Genomic DNA, 17,613 nt, shown 5'->3' on the forward strand with positions numbered 1-17,613 from the left:
CCGTTCGCCCGAAGGGGTACCCATGCCCAACGACACTCTCGTGGTCCCCGTGCAGGTCGCGGCGTTCGCGGTCAACGCGCAGACCCGCGACACCGACGGCACCTACGTCATGCAACGCTGGATCGCCAACTTCACGCCGCTGGTCAACGACAACGCCGCACCCGAACCGCAGCCCTTCAGCGGCACCCAACCGTGGGGCGGCGACGAGTCCCGGCTCGGCGTGTATCTGCATTGGCAGCTGCCCGAAGCGTTGTGCCGGGGCCACCAGGACGAGGTGACCGGCGAGATCGGCGACTTCCCGCTGGTGCCCAACCGGTGGCTGGTTATCCGGCGCTCGAATCAGGGTGTGCGCAGCTGGATCGTGCACAGCGACTTCCTGGACCGCCGCGACGGCGCGGTCTCCTACCTCGACCCGCACGCCGACACCCCGACCGCAACCAAGATCGGGCGCGCGGTCGAGCTGACCACCGCCACCGACTGGACTGAACCCGGCGGCACCCCCTTCCTCACCGCACTGGGACCCGGACTGCTCACCTTCTCCGTCTACCAGCCCTACAACACCAACGTCTTCTCCTTGCACGACCGGCTCGACGACATCGACGGCGACGACCGGCTCAGTTACCACGTCGTCGGCTGGTACTCCGATCCCGACCGCGACATCCTGGTCGCTGGGCCGCACTCACATACGCCGTTCGAGGAGGTGATGCGACGACTGGAGTGGCAGCTGGCTTCCACCTTCGGGAGTCCCCGCCGCTCGCTGTATTCCGGCAGAGCGCTGGGCATCGACTGGCGACCCGACGGCGGCGTCTATCCCTCCGACAGCCCGATCGCCCGCGAGATCGCGGTCGCCATCGGCAACAACACCGCCGAAGCCGCGAGCGAACTCCAAGCACAGGCCGGCGGTTCGAACGCACTCGGCGCGGATGAGGCCGAGCTGTACCGCGCCTTCACCCTCGGCGTACTCAACGACTACGACCGCGCCGACGGTGACCTGTTCCCCGAACGCGCCGCGCACGACTCCGGTTTCAGCCCGGTCCCCGGCGGCTACCGGTGGCGGGCGCTCGACCGCAGCGGCGACGACGCGCGTGCCGCGCTCTCGCCTGCCGAACGGGCCGCCGAACAGGCTCGCGCCGCCGAGGTGGTCGCCGAATTGAACCGTGAGCAGCGTGATCTCGACGCGCTAGAGCGGGAACTAGCCGACGCGCGCCAACGGCTGTTCGTGCTGTGGGCGCTGTCGCGGGAACCGAAACAACCCGAAGTCTTCTCCTCCCGCATCGCCCGCGAACTCGACCCCGGCAACGCGGGCGGCGCGGCGGGCAAGGTCACCGCCCTCACCGCCCAGCTCGCCCAGCGCAGAGCCGAGGTCCCGTGGGCCACCGACGCCGACCAGCTGGCCGCCCGCGCCCGCGCCTACGCCACCGACCACGGCCTGCGCGCAGGTCTGGAACTGCAACGGGTGCCCGAGCAGCCGTTCGAGCTGGCGGTCGATCCGGTCCTGATGTTGCAGGGCGCCAACCTGAACGCACCGATGACCCGGGGCTCGGATCTACCCTGCCGGGTCGAGGAGCGCCTGGTCACCAGCATCGGTTCCATCACCTCGACCACCGTGGCCGCGGACGTGGCAAAAGTGAACATCACCGGCCTGCCCGGGCCGATGCCCGCGCTGGTCACCGAGTTCTTCATCATCGACCACGCCCGCAAGACCGGGGTCAGCCTGGGCGGCGCCGACGGCACGCTACCCGAATACGGCACCGAGCCGTGGCGTCAACCCTGGCAGCCACTGTTTTTGATGTGGGAAGCCGAGTACACCGCGATCCCGTTCGTGGAGGGATCCGCCGAACTCTGGTCCTTCGACCGCAACTACTACCGCTGGCAGGGAGAGGGCGGGTTGGAACCCGCCGTCACCGTGAGCGGTCGGCAGGTCCTCATGCCCACCAGCGGATACGACCAGGAAGGCAAACTCGACAACTACGCCGCCGGCCGCGACGATCTGCCGACCCCGCTGCTGACGCGGGTCCGTGCACAGTTCCGCGAACTCGACCAGCTCTCTCAGCGACTCGACGGCCTCAGCGCAGCCGTCGGCCAACGACTATCCGAAGTCAATGCCGCGCCAACGGGCGCGCTGGGCGAGCTGATCGCCGCCGGGGTCGGACTGAACCCTGATCCCGGGCCGCAACCGGTCTTCGAGTGGGACGACTGGGAGCCGTCGGATTTCCAGGAACTGCGCGCGGGACATCTTCTGTTCACCCGGCTCTCGGTGGTCGACCGGTTCGGTCGCGCAGTCAACCTCATCGACAACCCGCTGCATTTCGACCGCCTGATCAAACCCGAATCGATGACCCCCGAACACTTCGTCGGCGAGATCCAGACAGACCGATACGTCGAGCTCGGACCCCGACTTCTGCAACCGGCACGGCTGCGTTTCGACTTCCTGTCCGCCGACACCAACAACGACGTCGAACTCACCGCAGGCGCGAACCCGGTGTGCGCCTGGCTCATACACAACCGGCTCGACCGGTCGATCGCCTGCTACGACCCCCGCGGGCGGGCATTGGGTGATCTGCGGGTCGTGCTCACCGCGAACGGGCAACGGATCGTGCACTGGAGCGCCCTGCCCGACTCACCGATCCAGGATTTCGACCAGCTGGCTGAGCGACATCCGCACGCCCATCGGTTCCTCGGGGCCGTCAAACGGCAGGGACCCACGGTGTTCGACGCGGTACGCGGCCTGCTCGATGACACCCTGGCCGTCATCGATCCGGACGGACCCGAAGACCAATCCCTGGCGTTTCTGCTCGGCCGCCCGCTGGCGTTGGTCCGCGCCCGCCTGGATCTCGAACTGTGTGGGGCGATACGCACAGACGTCACCTGGCAGGAAGTACTCAAAAAGCCGCCGACACAGCCGCAGATGCCCGGTTACCGGTGGAACGTCAGGCTCGGCGAAGCACGGCAAACCGACGACGGACTCGTCGGCTACGTCCTCAACGACGACTACGACCACTTCGACACCGTCCTGGAACCCGGCGGCGGGCACGACGGTTATCTGCGGGCCATCGAGAACGGCGACCGACTGAAACTTGCCTTCACCGGCGAGAGCACCGCCACCCTCACCCTACTCATGGACACCCGCGCCGCCGTGCACGCCACCACCGACATCCTGCCCGTCAGCGCGGTGTTCGTCCCACAACAATTCACCGACGCCGCCCTAGCGGCGATGGCGGTCAACTTCCGCACCGGACCGCTTCTCATCGCCACCACCGAGCATGGCGCGGCGACCCTGCCCCAGCCCGCGACCGCCACCGGCAGCTGGACGTGGACCGAACCCACTGGCACGGACTGGACGACCCTGCCCATCACCGTCCCCGACCCCGCATCGCTACCGATCGGCAGCGATCCCGAAATCCGCTCCGGCTACCTAGTCCTCGACGACGCCGCGCAATGGAGCAGAAATACCCGTCAGCACAACGAGCGAGGAGCCCGCTGATGAGCGCCACCATCCCGCAATACACCGCCACCACCGTCACAACCACCGACGGCACGGTCAACACCAGCTCCCCGCTCCAATTCGACCTCAACACCAACCCCGACCCCGTACGAGTCTCGCCCTCCAGTGGGAGCGCGCGAACCGCGGACTTCGTTCTGGTCGGCAGCCGGCGCAGCATCTCAGCCATCGAATGCCGCAAGATCACCGTCACCGTCCCCACCGGCGACAACTCACCCGACCTCACCCCCGACCTCAACAGCGTCTCCGCTGACATCAGCCTTCCGGGCTGGACCCCGGTCACCAACACCAACACCAAGACCATCACCTTCACCCCCACCTCCGGCCACGCCGAGATCGGCCGCGACGAGGGCGTCACCGTGCAGCTGATGGGCATGCGGATCAACACCGTTGTCGGTAGCGCGCCTCTGCGCATCGACCTCGAATGGCGAGAAGCGGGTTCCGAGGAGGACGACCCGTGGGAACCCGGCACCGTCGTCTTCGACATCGGCAAATTTCCCCCGGACTTCCACGTGGCCAACTTCACGGCTGAACCATTGATCATCAACAACAACGGCTCGGTCAAACTCACCTGGGAAGCCAGCGGAGTCTCCTCACTGCGACTGCTCTACGACGCCGCCGACATCAACGTCCTGAATTTGGCCACCTACCCAGTCAACAACGTCACCCACACCACCGTGTTCTACCTGCGCGCAACCGTCCAAGTCGGCACCAACACAGTCGAACGCACCCTGTCTGTCACGGTCACCGTTCTCATTCCTGACCTCGATGTCGGCAGGCTGACGGTGCACAAGGAGATCGCGATAGTCGCCCAGCCAGCAGTCGCAGACGTATCAGAGCGGCTCGGCGCTGATGAAGAGCACCCGCCGGAACTCATGCTCGACAGCAGCCGCACCACCTACTACCTCAGTGCCACGCATCCGCAACGCGACGATTACGTGCTGGTCGACCTCCACGAGATACGCCGAATTCACCGATACTTCATCGTATTCGGCGTGTCGGGGGGAAACACCGGCTTTCCCCCGGCGGGAAGGTTGGAAGCCTCCACCGACGGCACAAGCTGGACCCAGCTGCACACATTCCGCGACGGTTCCATGGAATTCGGCGGCGGATCTCCCGCCGACAACGTACGAGCACGATACGTCCGGTTGATCTTCGACACCAGCTCATCGCAGCCCGTCGCCGTTCGATCCTTCGGACTGGAGTTACCCGAACCACTGAAGATCACGGCCACCACGGCCGAATTCGGTATCCCGTTGATCGCAAATGACGGCATCACCCAGCCCTGAGGACTGGGGCGGCGAATGGCGGAGTTACCGGCAGATCAACCGCAGGTCGGCATCGATATAGTCGATGGCGCAGAATGTTGGGTTTTCACCTCGTAAGCCCAGCGCCTATCGTCGCTGGGCAGGTTGGTCTCAAGCGCGTCGTCGGGATCGGGCGACGCAGGTTCGCAGTGGTCTTCGGACCGTCAGCTGACTTTTTGCTGTCGCGATGGACTGACAGTCTTACGTCGCCTCTCAGGTGAGTCAGCAGCAACCGTCCCAATCGTGGGCGCCTGGCCCGCACGGCGGGATCAGCTCGAGCGGTCGTCGCTCTGGTGCCCCGCGCAGCGGGCATTGCAGACGCCCATGCAGTTGGCGTGGCCGTGGCAGTGCACGCAGTGGTAGTCGAAGCATTTCGACGTCTTCGATCCATCGCGATGGGTTTCGTACATTTGCGTGCAGTCCGGCGACGTGCAGTCCGACTTTCCAAGGTATGCCGACATTTGGAATCCGCTTTTCTGGCAGGTGTTTTCGTGACTCGTCGGTTGACGGCCCTGCCGCGGTGGCCCCCGGAGTCGAATCGGCGGAGCAAGGCGTAATCGCTGAAATCGGGGGGCGTCGTGCATGGCGGTTAACATCTCCGCGCCCGGCGAAGATTTCTCCGTGAATCCACAAGCCGGCGTTGTCCGAATTTTCCTGGAGGCAGCATGCGCTCGACCATCTACCCCGCCGTGCTGTCGGCCGCCGTCATCGCCACCTCGGCGATGACGCTGGCGGCGTGCAACAGCATCGGCGGCACGTCGGGGCCGACCACGGACGCCGCGGTCACCACCAGCGTCGACAGCCAGCCAGGCGGCACGAACGCCCAGTCCACCGTGCGGACGGTCGGCAAGACCGGCTGGTACGGAGGCTTGGACATCATCGTGAACAAGGCGACGGTGGTGCCGAGCCAGTCCGGCGGCGGCCAGTTGCTCATCGACATCACGTACCAGAACACCACGTCGGAAGTCAGGAGACTCAGCGACCACACCTACCTCCAGATCGGCGAGGAGATCGACGCGGGCGCCGTCTTCGACTCCCCGACGGTGTCCGGAAAGGATTCGGCCGCAGTAAAGGTCACCACAACCGTCGCCAGCACGAAGGATCTCGACCGGCTGCTCGACACGGTCACCGTGGTGTACGGGCAAGCCTCCGACAACCAGACCAAGATCCCGATCGCCGCCGCGGCGCAGGTGGAGAGCATCCAGCCGCAGGCGCTGAATATCACCGGCACCCTGGTGCAGAATCAGACGACCATCGAGATCACCGGCGGCAAGCTGAGCCCCAGCTATAAGAGGAACCAACGCAACAAGATGGACATCGAGCTGCCCCTCGAGATCAGCGGCGAGTCGTACATCTCCGGTGACTACTTCACGGTGCGTACACCGAGCGGCCAGATCGTGGTCGCCGACGTTCGGGTACCGGACTACGAAAACGTCGTCGTCCCCGCAACCGCAGTGTTCGTAGTCCCGAACCCCGCGACCGGACCGTATGTGCTGACCTACGACAGCAGCAGGGGCAAGGGCAGGCCAGCCCCAACGCTGTCGTTCACCATCGGCTGAACCGGCGGCCTTCGCTTTTCGACGACAGCAGGCCGGATCAGCCCGCCGTGGCGGGGACTCGAGCGGGGTTTCAGCGGTGCCACGACCCGCGCAGCGCATCGATGCCGAGCAGTTGCGGTGGAGACGAGGATCTCCGAGCGGCGCGGTATTGGGCGCGTTCGACCACGGCGGCGCGCATGCGGTCGGCGTCGGTGGCACGCTGGTCGAGCTCGGACGAGACCGTGAGGGCAGCCTCGACGGCCAGCGGTGAGACCTATGTGTGTCAACGCGAGGGCATCGACACCGTAGCTCCGTGGGAGGATGACCTCCGGATGGGCGCGGTAACTCAGTGGGGCCCAGAGCACTTCGGTTCTGTGTACTGCGACGAGCGAGATTATTTCGAATCCTCGAGCCCGTTCTGTTTCCTTGAGGTGGGTCAGGAGTCCGGGCGCTAGTCCCAATGCCGGGAAGTCAAGGCGGTGGTTGGGTCGTCAAGTGCGCAGTCTTCGACTGCGGGATCCTGTTGTGCTCGCGGTTGATGCCCCGTCGTGGACGCGACCACGGTTGTAGACCTTGATTGGGCGGCGTGATTGCGCCCTGGCAGTGGCCCGAGAACTTGGGTTCGGAAGCTCGCACAGCAGCCACCAACTGGTCCGCCCGGACCGCCGTCGGGCACCAGGTTGCGGCCCACACTGACCGCAGACCACACCAACCCGACAGCCATGACCGCCCGCAGGCGCCGCGACGAGCGGGTCGTGCGACGGTGCAGCATGCCCTCCAACGCATCCGGGTTCGTCTCCCGTGACTGTTGAGCGCGAGCCCTGCGGTGCCATCGGCGTTCGGTTTTGTCGTGGCGTGCCAGGGCAGTTTCGGCTCTGCGGTCGCGTGCGGCGGCGGTCAGTTCGGCGCGGAATTCCCGTTTGCGTTGGCGGCGTTGCTTGGATCGGATCCATTCCCGCAGTGCGATTTCCGCGTCGATCTCACGCTCGCCGAAGGCTTCGTAGAGCGCGCTGCGCGCCTGGAGGGGCAACTGTTGCTCGGCCAGCGCGACCCGCGCCGCCAAGTCTGGTGGGCTGGGCCGGCTGGTGCGCCGTAGCGACCACCGCTGTGGCGGGGGCGACGCGGTGACGGCGATGTCGGGGGATTCGGTGTCGGTCGGGGGCAGCGTGAGTGTGGAGGTGGTCATAGTGAGTTGTCCTTGCCGGAGAGGCGTGTCGGGCCGTTGCGGAACCAGTCCAGGGCGGAGCCTGCTGCGGCGAGCGGATGGGGTTCGCCGGTGAGTTCGGCGACGGCCCAAGCGACTTCGTTGATGGTCGCGGTGGTGTAGATGCTTGTGGTTCCGTCGCTGCCGTAGCGGTGGCGGGCGTATGCGCGTGCGACCGCCCGGCCGAAGGTTCGTTCGACCCAGGTGATCGTGGTGCGGCGCAGCCACTGCGCGCTGATGTTGCGGGTGATGACCCACGGCCCCAGCAGGGGAGAAGCGGGAATGACCGGAGCAAGTGTGTCATCGGTCACACAGATCACCCCCCAAAGAGGGTGAAACCGCAGGTCAGGAGAATCGAGGCGAGGCGAGTGTCCGAGCACTGCTCGAACACCTTTCCTACAGCACGGATGCTACAAATAAGTGTCCGGAGGGGGACACATGCGTTATCCACAGAAATCAACCTGTGGAAACGGCAAAAATAGTTGCGCGCTGGACGCCTGGCAGGTGTTCCCAAGTCGGGCTCCGGCTCGGCGGCGACGGTCACGAAAGCTCCACCGTTCGCCGGGATCTGACCGGGAAACGTTCGCAGATCCGGGTTCACCACACCTCGGGCGGATTCGGTGAATCACGGGACTCCCAGAAACCGGCCAGCCGAGCTGCTCGACTGAAGGACGGACGCCAGGCTGAGGTGCGGGTCGGTGGGTCGCCCGGCATTGTGCGCGAGAAACTCCGGCCTACAGCTCCGCCATTAGTGGAACCGCATTCTCGATCGCGGCAGCCTCGTGTGCGAGTAGAACGTCGCCGCCTTGCGTCGTGACGATCGGCGTGTAGGGGTCCTCGACGAAATTCTTCGCCGAGCAATTCGCGCAGCACCACTACCCCGCAGAAGGGGACATAGTGTGGGCTGTATCCGCCCTCTTGAACGAACCCGATCCGGCCCTCCCACACGTCGGCGGCCGTCTCCAGCATGCGACGAGTGAGCTTCTGGAAGCCTCCGCTGGTAACCATCTGCCGCGCCAACGGGTCGAGGATGCTTGCGTCGAAGCCGGACGCGGCGATGACGAGCTGGGGCTGGAACCGGTTGTGAAACGCTCGCGGTCGTTGACTTAATCGATCCCACGATTACGTTGAAACGGCCTTCCTGAGAAGAACGCTGCCTGCGATGCGGAGTCACCGTGGTATCGGGGCGACAGTGTCGATCGACCGACCTTCAGCTCCTGGTGATGCGGCCGCGGCGGCCGTGTCTCCAAACCAACTTTCGAACTGGATACGGAGAGAGTGAGGAAGATAGCGTGAAACTGAATTTCCGCAAGGAGCGGCGTCGTTTCCGCCGTGTAGTCGCGGCACGGGTCATGGGCAGGGCGCTGGCCACGGCGGTAACAGCCCCGTTGATGCTGGCTGCGGCGGCCGTTCCTGGCGCCGGTCCCGCCGCTGCGGATACCTCGGCGGACACCCTGTACATCGCCGAAAACGGCAACGGTCGACTGGTTTCGGTGCCAGCGGCGGGCGGCACACCTACCGCGGTGGCTTCCGGCCTGAACGATCATCGTCCGTACGGGGTTGCGCACTCCGGTACCACCCTCTATGTCGCCGAAAAAGGTAGTCACGCGATCATTTCGGTGCCGATGTCCGGTGGCACACCGACCCCGCTGAACATTCCCGGCTTGGTCGACCCGGTGGGTATTACCGCTTCGGACACCACTCTGTTCATCATCGAGAGCACCGGTGACGTGGTTTCGGTACCGGCGTCCGGCGGCATACCCACCACCCTGGCCTCAGGGTTACCCAACCCGCAGGGCATCGCTGTTTCCGGCAGCACCCTCTACATCACTGGAAACGCCGCCGGTGGCATCGTGACTTCGCTGCCGACCTCTGGCGGCACACCCACCACCGTCGCCACCGGCCTGCCCAACCCGGCAGGTATCGCTGTTTCGGGGACCACTCTGTACGTCGCCGGAAGCATCGACAACGTCACCGGAAGCACCGGCACGGTCGTCTCCCTGCCAACCATCGGGGGCCCACCCATCACCTTGGCCACAGTGAATGTTCCTGTGGGTATCGCCGTTTCCGGAACTACCCTGTACATCACCGAGAGCAGCGGCAACGTGGTTTCCCTGCCGACCATGGGCGGCGCACCCACCACCATCGCCACCGGCCTGAGCGGTCCTGCAGGTATAGCTGTGTAACCTGTCGGCTCGGGTGCCTGTCCACCGATTCCCGCTGCGAGAGTAGATCCCACGCGTACGGCAACCCACCGGAGACGATCGTGGAGCACGCCTGGGCATCCGCGGGCAGCAGCGAATCCGCTTCCAACCGCACTTCCGTTGCGGGGTGCTCCGGTTGTACATCTGCTGTGCGCTGGCCGGGACGTGCGAGGAGGAGGTTCGAACAACACGGTTGGGCGCTGCTGGTCGGCAACGGCCACACCAACCAGCAGATCGTCACCGAACTGTTCCTCAGCGCGGCGACGGTCGAATACCACCTTCGCAAGATCTTCCGGAAGCTCGATGTCATCTCCCGTCATAAGCTGCGCAACCGGGTCATGCACCGGCCCGCCCAGGGATGGACACCGAACGGCCGCCCCGCCCGGCTCGGATCGTCCGCTCGGCCGGGAGTGGATGCAATTTCACCAAACCCGCCAAGACCCCCGCCCGCCACCAAACCCCACTGACATGACCGGTCCCTGCGACACCGGCGACCTCGGCCTCGAGCTCGCCGAACTGCTCCTGCTCGTACGACTGGCTCAGCACCGACCAGCGCGTCCGCATCAGCTTCGACCAGTTCATGCCTACCAACACCTACACCGCCAACGACCTCCGCTCGGACCTACTCCGCTTCGCCGTGCTGCTCGACGCCGATGTCCAGTAACCCCAACCGCGCGCGACCACGCCGGAATCCTGTCCTTTGCCAACGATTGGCCTGGCCTGGCCTGGCCTGGCCTTGGGTGTTTGCCACTACATCGTCATCCGCGCAGTGCGTCGTGGAACTCCCACGGGTCGTGTGCGCAGAACACCCGGACACCCGACGCCGCTGCGGAACTGAGCTGCTGCACATTGGCCAGCCGTAGGTCGCGGCCGGTCTCGGTGGACGACTGTAGAGCTTCGAGCAGGCCGGGTGCCGGTGCCGAGTCGAGTTCGCCGTGGTAGTAGTACGTGTCGCCGGCGTGCAGCAGCCAGCCCGACTCGCCAGCCACAACGACGCCCAGGTGCCCGTCGGTATGGCCGGGCAGGGGGATGAGCAGGATCTCCGGTGGCAGGCCGTCGGCTTGGCGAACGTTTCCGAAACCGTTCCAGGTGTCGCCCTCGTCGAAATCGTATGCGGTCCATCGCGGTCCGTGCGCCCACTGCTGATGCGGGTACCGATCGGCAGTGGCCGCCGTCTTCAGCTCGGTGCTGCTGACGTGCACCGTCGCATCCGGGAAGTCCGCCAAACCACCCGCATGATCGCGGTGCAGGTGCGTCATAACGATGTGCCGCACGTCGTCGATCACATACCCCAGCGCCTCGACCTGCCGTATCGCGGTCTCCGTGGGGTCCAGTACGGGGCGCGCCCACGACACGAAATCGCTGCCCAGGGTGTGCGGCGGGTCGGCGATGTCGTGGAGTCCGATGCCGGTATCCACCAGCACCAATCCCTGCTCGGTCTCGATGAGCAGGCAGTGACACACCACCGCCGATCTCTCGCCGTCTGGACCCTCGATCTCCAGCATCGACCCGCAATTGAGATGATGAACTCGCATGATCTACTCCGCTCGTTGCCTGTAGCGGATGACGGTAGGAGGCCGATTCGTGGCTTACCAAGCGGTTGGATACGGCGACTCGATCCTGGCGGATCGCTGTCCGGGCCCCATCGAGCAGCGCAAGCCCGGTTGCCCGGTCGACACCACCATTGATATTCTCCGCGGCCGCTGGACTGCCCTCGTACTCGCCCAGTTCCTGCACGCCGACCTGTCCTACAGTGAGCTGTCGGCGGCCTTGCCCGCGCTGTCGGACAAGGTGCTCTCCGACCGTTTGGCGCACCTCACCAAAGCCGGTGTGCTACACCGTGAGCGCACCGCCGGGTGGCCGCCGCGCGTGCATTACGGTTTGACCGGCCGCGGCAGAGCGCTGCTCCCGGTGCTCGAAGCACTGTGGGTCTGGGGTGCTGAAGCGCAGTAAAGCCGTCCGGGCCCCCGAATGCCGGAATCGCCAGCCAGGGAGTCCAGCACACACCGCGAACGAGTGTGCGTCGACTACGCGGGGTGGTGCACCAAGATCGACGGGATCGCCCACGATATCAATACCGGCGGACTCACCGGCGTGGAATCACACCAGCACGCCTACACCCTCCGGGAGCCCTATCCCGTTGTCGGACTGATTTTCCCGTGGAACGGCCCGGTCTTCAACTACTGCGCCAAGCTCGCTCCCTCGCTCGCCGCCGGGTGCAGCAGCGTCGTCAAACCCGCTGAGGAGACGCCACTTTCGGCGTTGGTCCTGGATCGCATCCTCGCCGAGGCGGGCGTGCCCGACGGCGTGGTCAACCTGATCACCGGCTAAGGTCACACCAGCGGCGCGGCGATCACCGCCCACCCCGACGTCGACAAGGTCGCCTTCACCGGCTCCACCGAGGTCGGCCGCGAGATCGTGAAAGCCTCCGCGCTCAGCAAGATCACCCTCGAACTCGGCGGCAAGTCACCGGTGGTGATCTTCGACGATGCCGACCTGAACATGGCCATCACCACGGCCGGATTCGGCACCTTCGTCCACTCCGGCCAAGCCTGTGTGTGTGGCTCCCGCATCCTTGTCCAGCGCAGCGTCTACGAACAGGTCGTGGAAGGTATCGCGAACATCGCGAAGAACCTCAAGCCGGGCGGCCGAAGGAGGAGGGCAGCATGATCGGCCCCCTCATCAGCGCCAAACAGCTGAAGCGTGTCATGGGCTACATCGATCAGGGCAAGTCCGACGGCGTCGAAATCGTCACCGGCGGTGAGCGTATCGACCGTCGCGGCTACTTTGTCCATCCCACCGTGGTCACCAATGTCGATCCCGCAACCAGCCGGCTGTTCCAGGAGGAGATCTTCGGGCCCGTAGTCACTGTCCTGCCTTTCGACACCGAGGACGAGGCCATCGCTCTGGCCAACGACAGCACCTATGGCCTGGCCGCCACCGTGTGGACCAAGGACCTGGGCCGGGCGCATCGCCTGGCCAAGCGACTGCAAGCCGGAACTGTCTCGCTGAACTGCCAGATGGTCTTCGACCATTCCATGCCGTTCGGTGGATACAAGCAGTCCGGTTGGGGTTACGAATCCGGTAAAGCAGGCGTGGACACGTACCTCCAGACGAAGATCGTCTGGGCGCAGATGTAGGTCGCACGCAGGAATCCCCACTACGGGCGCTGCGGTTAGAAATGTTGTCGATCGTGCGACGTCAGCCCGAACGTACGGTGTCAGTTATCTGTACCTCCGATTATCCGAGGTAAATCGATCCGAGCATCTCCGGATCGGCGCGCAGTAATGCGCGTCATCAAACATTTTTGCTGCCACGTGCCAATACAGCGGTGTTATTCGAGATATCCACCTCAAAGAGGAGATAAGATATGCCCATAAAAATCCCCTTCGGTTCCCGGCCGGACCGGGCGAGCGACGCGTACTGTGCACCGCCGTGGCACTGGGCACGGCGACAATGCTCGGCGTCCTCGGCATCTCGGCCGCCAACGCCGAGCCGCCGCCGAGGCGAATTGGCGGATGGAGGATATTCTCCTCTTCGCCGGGACGCTCGGGGTGCACGGCTACGGCAATTACCAAGATCGTTACACCAAGGTCAACGGTAAGTGGGTGGTCAAGTACTCCAAGCTCACCCGCACCCGCCTCGACCTGATCGAGCCCGACGGCACGGTGATCGAGGCGGACGTCCCGATCGAGCGGATTGTTCAGCTGGTACTCGAGGCCACCGGCCAGAAGTAGGTCCATGCCGGCGGGAGATCACGTCTGGTCTCCCGCTTCGGAAATAACGCGTACCTGTTCGAGACGAAGTCGCAGTGGCCGGGGTCAGCCGAGGCCATCGCCTTGATGGCCAAGACACGCACGAAGCGGAACGACGTTGCTGAGACTGCGCTATGGCAGCAAGTTTTCTCTGACAAAGACGCTGAGCCTGGCCAGCCGCGACTGAGGTGGCCCGGCGATCCGAACGATCGAAATGTCAGCACCATGAACTCCGGCCTGCGATTCTTCGCTCCCGGAGTCCAGCTGACGATCTGGAACAGCGCCACTCACCATATGGGCGAACTCTCAGAGCAGGCTGCGCTGGAACGTCTCTCGACGCTGAGCCTGCTGGCACGATGGATCGAGACGCGATGCTCGCTGGAGCGGCCACCGAAGAAGACACCTATCGTGGTCATGTCGGAATTTCCGGTTGTCCTGGATCGCAACGGATCTGCTCGGCAGGATGGGGATGCTCAGTCGGTCGCCGACGCGACAGCGTGATGGTCGGGTCGTGGTCGGCTTCGAGGTGGGCGAGCACATAAGGGACGGTGACGGTGTCGAATCCGCCCGGCACGTCGAGCACCGGGTGCACATTCACTTCGAAGACCACCCCGCCGTGGTGCGGGACCAGATCGACACCGCCGAAAGGTAGTCCGACCGCGGCGGTCGCGGTGATCGCCAGATCGAGCAGCTCACGCGGGAGCGCGTCGACGGGCAGTACGGTCGAGACCGCGCCCTGGGCCTCGTTGCAGGGCACGTCGGGGTTGTCCTGGATGTGTTCGCATACGCGCAAGACCTGGTCGCCGAGGACGACCACGCGGTATTGGTGGCGTCGGCCGTGAGGGTCGAAATTTCTGGCGTCGCGGGTGAGCAGCCATCCGCAGTCGGTCCCGGCGTAGAAGTCCACGGCGGTGCGGAGTCGGTCGAGGCTGTCGATGTGGTGGACGTCGCGGCCCCCGAACCCGATCGCCGGCCGCGCCCAGACATCGGCGCCGAGATGCTCGAACGCAGCGAGGGCCTGCGTGTATGTTGGTCGGTCGAGGAATCTCGATTCCATCTGGCGCACACCATGGTCGAGGAATCGCGCCACCATCAAATGCTTGTCGGTGGCGGTGCGCCACGGCTGCGCGTCGAGGCCAAGCGACCGGAGGCGACCGTGACCGGCCATGACGACTTGAAAGCGCCTGAGCCGGTGGCGATCTGCGGGCGGTATCTCGTAGACGATCAGCACCGACGGCTGTATCGACACTCCCGCTGAGGGGACCTCTAGGCTCACTCGCGATCCATGCGTGCGCACGTGTCCTTCGCCGCCATCGTAGAAATCTCGGGCGTCGAGGACCGTCGGGGCGGTTCCGGTCACCAGCTGCACGGCTCGGACGAGTTCGGCGGAGCTGCCTTCGGTGGAACCGTGGTCGGTCATCACGGCGATCTCGCTCATCGGCGCGCTCGACTCGGGCGCGGATCGACGGCGGCGGGGATCGGCGCACCGGTGATCTCCACCGCGTCGGCCAATTCGGTGAGCGCGTGCTGGCAGGTGGTGACATCGGCGGCCAGGGCGTATCCCAGTGCGGCACGGCCTTTCACGAACGACGCTGGTGGTCGCCGCAGTGGTGTGCCCGTGATGCGCGCCGCGGCCGAGGTGGCAGTCGGCAGACCGAGCCGTTCGGCGAGGCGAGCCGCGGGAACGATACGCATCTCGTCGTAACAGACCACACCCGCGATCGGACCGTGCTCTTTCAGCCGTTCAGCCGCGGCGACCGCCGCCTTCACGCCATCGAGGATTTCGAGGAAATTCTGTCCGACGATGTAGGGCAGTTCCCATTCGGCGGGCCGAGCGCTTAGCAGCAACAAGCGATATCGCTGGGACATGCTCTGCAACATCCAGCCACGGTAGGTCGCGTCGCGCCCGCTAATGACCACCAGCAGCAGCGGACGTGTGCCCCCGAGCGCGCCCCGCCCAATGCGTTGTGCTGTGTGCCCGGTGAATGCGCCAACAGGCAGGCCCGCAGCCTTGCTCATACTATCCCCGCTCCTCCCGCGCCCACTCTGCACACGCTCCGGCACACCGGGGACGACTTGGCGCTCCGGCACGATGGAAGTTGCCGGGGCGTCGACGACGAAAGACGTTACGCTACTGGATGTTCCCGGCGCTAAGGGTACGATTCGTTCTCGGGCCGCGGGTGGAGGGGCCAGCCTGCCACGCCGGACATCGAATGGGGATCGCAATCGGCGCGCCAACGCTCACCGCGGCTGGCTCTCGGCTCATCGAGGCGTCGATCGGCCCACCCCTGTTGGGCCAGGATCTTTCTCCAGTAGGTCATGTAATGGTCGCGGGTGCATCCCTGCGGCATCGAGTCGAAAACATGCGGGATGTATTCGGCGAAGGTCGGCACCGGAGCGCGCGATGTCGCCGCGGCCAAGCCGGCGGCGGTGACGCCGAAGCGTTCGGCCAGCATCGCGACCGCGGCGACGTCTGCGGGGGAGGCGCTCATGTGCCGCTCCCGTCGGCGAAGCGCCGCGCGGCCATCTCGTCGAGGACATGCGGCGGGAAGACCACCAGCAGGCCCTGGTCGGGATCCGCGGCCAGCAACACCCGGTCGCCGAGGCGTATCCGAGTAGCGCGGCGCTGCTCGGCGGGCAGCCACAAATGGCCGTACTTGGTGACGCCGCGCTTACCGCGTCCGGGCCGGGTGATCACGATCAGCCCGCCGTTGACCCGCCAGATCAGGTTGTCGCCAGGACGCCACCCCAAAGCGCCCAGCACCGATTTATCCGCCACACGCCCATTGGTGTCGACAGCACGGATGCCGTAGACAGCCGTACTGTCGCGTGGTGGCTCCAGGTTTGCCATCGGCAGCGCGGGGCGGGTTCGCGGCGACTGGTCGCCCCGGATCCGCGCGGCAGCCGCGGAGGGCGAGAAGAAGGAAATGACCGGAGCGAGTACGTCATCAGTCACACAGATCACCCCCCAAAGAGGGTGAAGCCGCAGGTCAGGAGAATCGAGGCGAGGCGAGTGTCCGAACACTGCTCGAACGCCTTTCCTACAGCACAGATGCGGCAAATATGTGTCCGGAGGGGGACTCAACCACTACGCACACGCCCTTCACCAGCGGAAGTTGCTGCTCCTGGACTGATGAAGGCCGACATCGTGACCCATCAGTCGCCTTGCGAAACGGTTCCAAACCTCGGAAGGGGTCGGTTCGTCGGGTTCGGCTGGGCGAGAGCCGGATAAGCGTGTGCATGATGCGGCCGGCGAATGGAGCGGAATTTCGGGCAGCGACACCCGGTTATGTCGATAGTCTGATCGGCGTGCCCGCTCCAGGGACTTTCGATGCGCTCGAATTCGCACGCGCTCAGCTGCATTCGGCTGCGCGTGACCTGGAAGGTAGCGACATCGCGCCCGAGCTGCGAGTGCAGCTCGGACTACTTGCCGCCCAAGTAGCGCTCGCCGAGCGACTCGCGCCCAGGGTGACGACGACGAGAGCGAGGCGCCACCACCTCCTGAGTCTGATCCGCTGACGGCGCGGGTCAACGTCGGGTGGGGGGCGTGAGGTCGAATGGGTTGTCTGGGACATCGACCTGATCGTCCGGATCCTTCAAGGGGCGACCTCTGCGTCGCTCGATCTGGTGCGAGCACTTGCCGCCGAGGGCGGCACAGCAACCGTTGACCGGCTGCGGAAGCTTACCGGCCGAGAGACTTTGCACCACATGACCCAGTCCCTGAACGTCGCGGGCCAGCGCGAGACGCGGCTCCCTGAGAAAAGGCTGATCCAAGCCCAGCGCTACCCCCATAGCGCCTCCAAGGTCGTCGGGTACTCGCTTCCGGAAGGCACGACACCGTTGTTCGCGGCAGCTCTGGAGCGGTTCGATGCATGGGCGATCAGTGTCGACGGGTGAGTGAGCCGGACTTGCCTCCGGCGGCAAGGCTGTTCGCTGTCACAACCGGCCAGCTTGCGCGAAATCGGCGATGACCTGCTCTCCAAGAGGCGACATGGACATCGCCCCCCACCTCAGGCTGACCGCAGAAGACGTCTTGTGAGCCGCACACCGCGCGCTGATCTCGCTCGAGAACCAGGCGAAAAATCGCGACGTCACGCAGGTCG

Annotated in this window: 18 protein-coding genes and 3 pseudogenes; 12 read left to right on the plus strand and 9 right to left on the minus strand. The window is 65.3% G+C overall.

Going from position 1 to position 17,613, the window contains the following annotated elements:
- Nucleotides 1–22 precede the first annotated feature (22 nt).
- From OH799_RS06700 to OH799_RS06715, 4 genes are all read left to right on the plus strand, one after another.
- Nucleotides 23–3,484, plus strand: coding sequence for a hypothetical protein (locus tag OH799_RS06700; protein WP_406276781.1), 3,462 nt, complete (start codon nucleotides 23–25; stop codon nucleotides 3,482–3,484).
- Nucleotides 3,484–4,791, plus strand: coding sequence for a discoidin domain-containing protein (locus OH799_RS06705; protein ID WP_406276783.1), 1,308 nt, complete (start codon nucleotides 3,484–3,486; stop codon nucleotides 4,789–4,791). The genes OH799_RS06700 and OH799_RS06705 overlap by 1 nt, the downstream gene beginning before the upstream one ends.
- A gap of 683 nt (nucleotides 4,792–5,474) precedes the next feature.
- Nucleotides 5,475–6,368, plus strand: coding sequence for a hypothetical protein (locus tag OH799_RS06710; RefSeq protein ID WP_406276785.1), 894 nt, complete (start codon nucleotides 5,475–5,477; stop codon nucleotides 6,366–6,368).
- Between the two features lie 76 nt (nucleotides 6,369–6,444).
- On the plus strand, nucleotides 6,445–6,618 hold the full coding sequence (locus tag OH799_RS06715; RefSeq protein ID WP_406276787.1) for a hypothetical protein: 174 nt from the start codon (nucleotides 6,445–6,447) through the stop codon (nucleotides 6,616–6,618).
- A gap of 180 nt (nucleotides 6,619–6,798) precedes the next feature.
- Here the strand turns inward: OH799_RS06715 and OH799_RS06720 are convergent, their stop codons facing one another.
- From OH799_RS06720 to OH799_RS06730, 3 genes and pseudogenes are all read right to left on the minus strand, one after another.
- The gene (locus OH799_RS06720) at nucleotides 6,799–7,533 is read right to left on the minus strand and encodes a hypothetical protein (RefSeq protein ID WP_406276789.1); all 735 of its coding nucleotides are present in this window, start codon (nucleotides 7,531–7,533) and stop codon (nucleotides 6,799–6,801) included.
- A complete protein-coding gene (locus OH799_RS06725) occupies nucleotides 7,530–7,862 on the minus strand; it encodes a hypothetical protein (protein WP_406276791.1) in 333 nt (110 codons plus the stop codon). The genes OH799_RS06720 and OH799_RS06725 overlap by 4 nt, the downstream gene beginning before the upstream one ends.
- Before the next feature lie 286 nt (nucleotides 7,863–8,148).
- A pseudogene (locus OH799_RS06730) lies at nucleotides 8,149–8,625 on the minus strand (hypothetical protein); the annotation flags it as partial.
- A gap of 218 nt (nucleotides 8,626–8,843) precedes the next feature.
- On the opposite strand from OH799_RS06730, the gene OH799_RS06735 reads away from it, so the two are divergent.
- Nucleotides 8,844–9,737 (plus strand): hypothetical protein, encoded by an 894-nt coding sequence (locus tag OH799_RS06735; protein WP_406276793.1) that lies wholly within the window; start codon nucleotides 8,844–8,846, stop codon nucleotides 9,735–9,737.
- Between the two features lie 167 nt (nucleotides 9,738–9,904).
- Nucleotides 9,905–10,069: pseudogene (locus OH799_RS06740) on the plus strand (helix-turn-helix transcriptional regulator); the annotation flags it as partial.
- Between the two features lie 22 nt (nucleotides 10,070–10,091).
- Here the strand turns inward: OH799_RS06740 and OH799_RS06745 are convergent.
- A complete protein-coding gene (locus OH799_RS06745) occupies nucleotides 10,092–10,337 on the minus strand; it encodes a hypothetical protein (RefSeq protein ID WP_406282969.1) in 246 nt (81 codons plus the stop codon).
- 176 nt (nucleotides 10,338–10,513) lie between these two features.
- On the minus strand, nucleotides 10,514–11,290 hold the full coding sequence (locus OH799_RS06750; protein WP_406276795.1) for an MBL fold metallo-hydrolase: 777 nt from the start codon (nucleotides 11,288–11,290) through the stop codon (nucleotides 10,514–10,516).
- Nucleotides 11,291–11,339: 49 nt separating this feature from the next.
- Between OH799_RS06750 and OH799_RS06755 the strand changes: the two genes are divergently transcribed.
- From OH799_RS06755 to OH799_RS06770, 4 genes and pseudogenes are all read left to right on the plus strand, one after another.
- Complete coding sequence (locus OH799_RS06755; protein WP_406276797.1) at nucleotides 11,340–11,708, plus strand: winged helix-turn-helix transcriptional regulator; 369 nt, start codon at nucleotides 11,340–11,342, stop codon at nucleotides 11,706–11,708.
- A gap of 18 nt (nucleotides 11,709–11,726) precedes the next feature.
- A pseudogene (locus OH799_RS06760) lies at nucleotides 11,727–12,895 on the plus strand (aldehyde dehydrogenase family protein).
- 378 nt (nucleotides 12,896–13,273) lie between these two features.
- Nucleotides 13,274–13,492 carry a hypothetical protein gene (locus tag OH799_RS06765; protein WP_406276799.1) on the plus strand — a complete coding sequence of 73 codons (219 nt, stop codon included), beginning with the start codon at nucleotides 13,274–13,276 and terminating at the stop codon, nucleotides 13,490–13,492.
- A gap of 105 nt (nucleotides 13,493–13,597) precedes the next feature.
- The gene (locus OH799_RS06770) at nucleotides 13,598–14,011 is read left to right on the plus strand and encodes a TIGR02391 family protein (RefSeq protein WP_406276801.1); all 414 of its coding nucleotides are present in this window, start codon (nucleotides 13,598–13,600) and stop codon (nucleotides 14,009–14,011) included.
- Here OH799_RS06770 and OH799_RS06775 read toward each other — a convergent pair.
- The 4 genes from OH799_RS06775 to OH799_RS06790 all read right to left on the minus strand — a co-directional run bounded on the left by OH799_RS06775 (nucleotide 13,923) and on the right by OH799_RS06790 (nucleotide 16,466).
- Nucleotides 13,923–14,948: a RimK family alpha-L-glutamate ligase gene (locus OH799_RS06775; RefSeq protein ID WP_406276803.1), complete on the minus strand. Its 1,026-nt coding sequence runs from the start codon at nucleotides 14,946–14,948 to the stop codon at nucleotides 13,923–13,925. The two genes, OH799_RS06770 and OH799_RS06775, sit on opposite strands and share 89 nt — an antisense overlap.
- The gene (locus OH799_RS06780; protein ID WP_406276805.1) at nucleotides 14,945–15,529 is read right to left on the minus strand and encodes a hypothetical protein; all 585 of its coding nucleotides are present in this window, start codon (nucleotides 15,527–15,529) and stop codon (nucleotides 14,945–14,947) included. The genes OH799_RS06775 and OH799_RS06780 overlap by 4 nt, the downstream gene beginning before the upstream one ends.
- Nucleotides 15,530–15,660: 131 nt before the next feature.
- A complete protein-coding gene (locus tag OH799_RS06785) occupies nucleotides 15,661–16,002 on the minus strand; it encodes a hypothetical protein (RefSeq protein WP_406276807.1) in 342 nt (113 codons plus the stop codon).
- Nucleotides 15,999–16,466: a hypothetical protein gene (locus OH799_RS06790; protein ID WP_406276809.1), complete on the minus strand. Its 468-nt coding sequence runs from the start codon at nucleotides 16,464–16,466 to the stop codon at nucleotides 15,999–16,001. The genes OH799_RS06785 and OH799_RS06790 overlap by 4 nt, the downstream gene beginning before the upstream one ends.
- A gap of 353 nt (nucleotides 16,467–16,819) precedes the next feature.
- Here OH799_RS06790 and OH799_RS06795 point away from each other — a divergent pair, with 353 nt between their 5' ends.
- A complete protein-coding gene (locus OH799_RS06795) occupies nucleotides 16,820–17,029 on the plus strand; it encodes a hypothetical protein (protein ID WP_406276811.1) in 210 nt (69 codons plus the stop codon).
- Nucleotides 17,030–17,218: 189 nt separating this feature from the next.
- The gene (locus OH799_RS06800) at nucleotides 17,219–17,407 is read left to right on the plus strand and encodes a hypothetical protein (RefSeq protein WP_406276813.1); all 189 of its coding nucleotides are present in this window, start codon (nucleotides 17,219–17,221) and stop codon (nucleotides 17,405–17,407) included.
- Nucleotides 17,408–17,613 lie beyond the last annotated feature (206 nt).

The organism is Nocardia sp. NBC_00881 (assembly GCF_045207455.1).
Taxonomy (GTDB): Bacteria; Actinomycetota; Actinomycetes; order Mycobacteriales; family Mycobacteriaceae; genus Nocardia.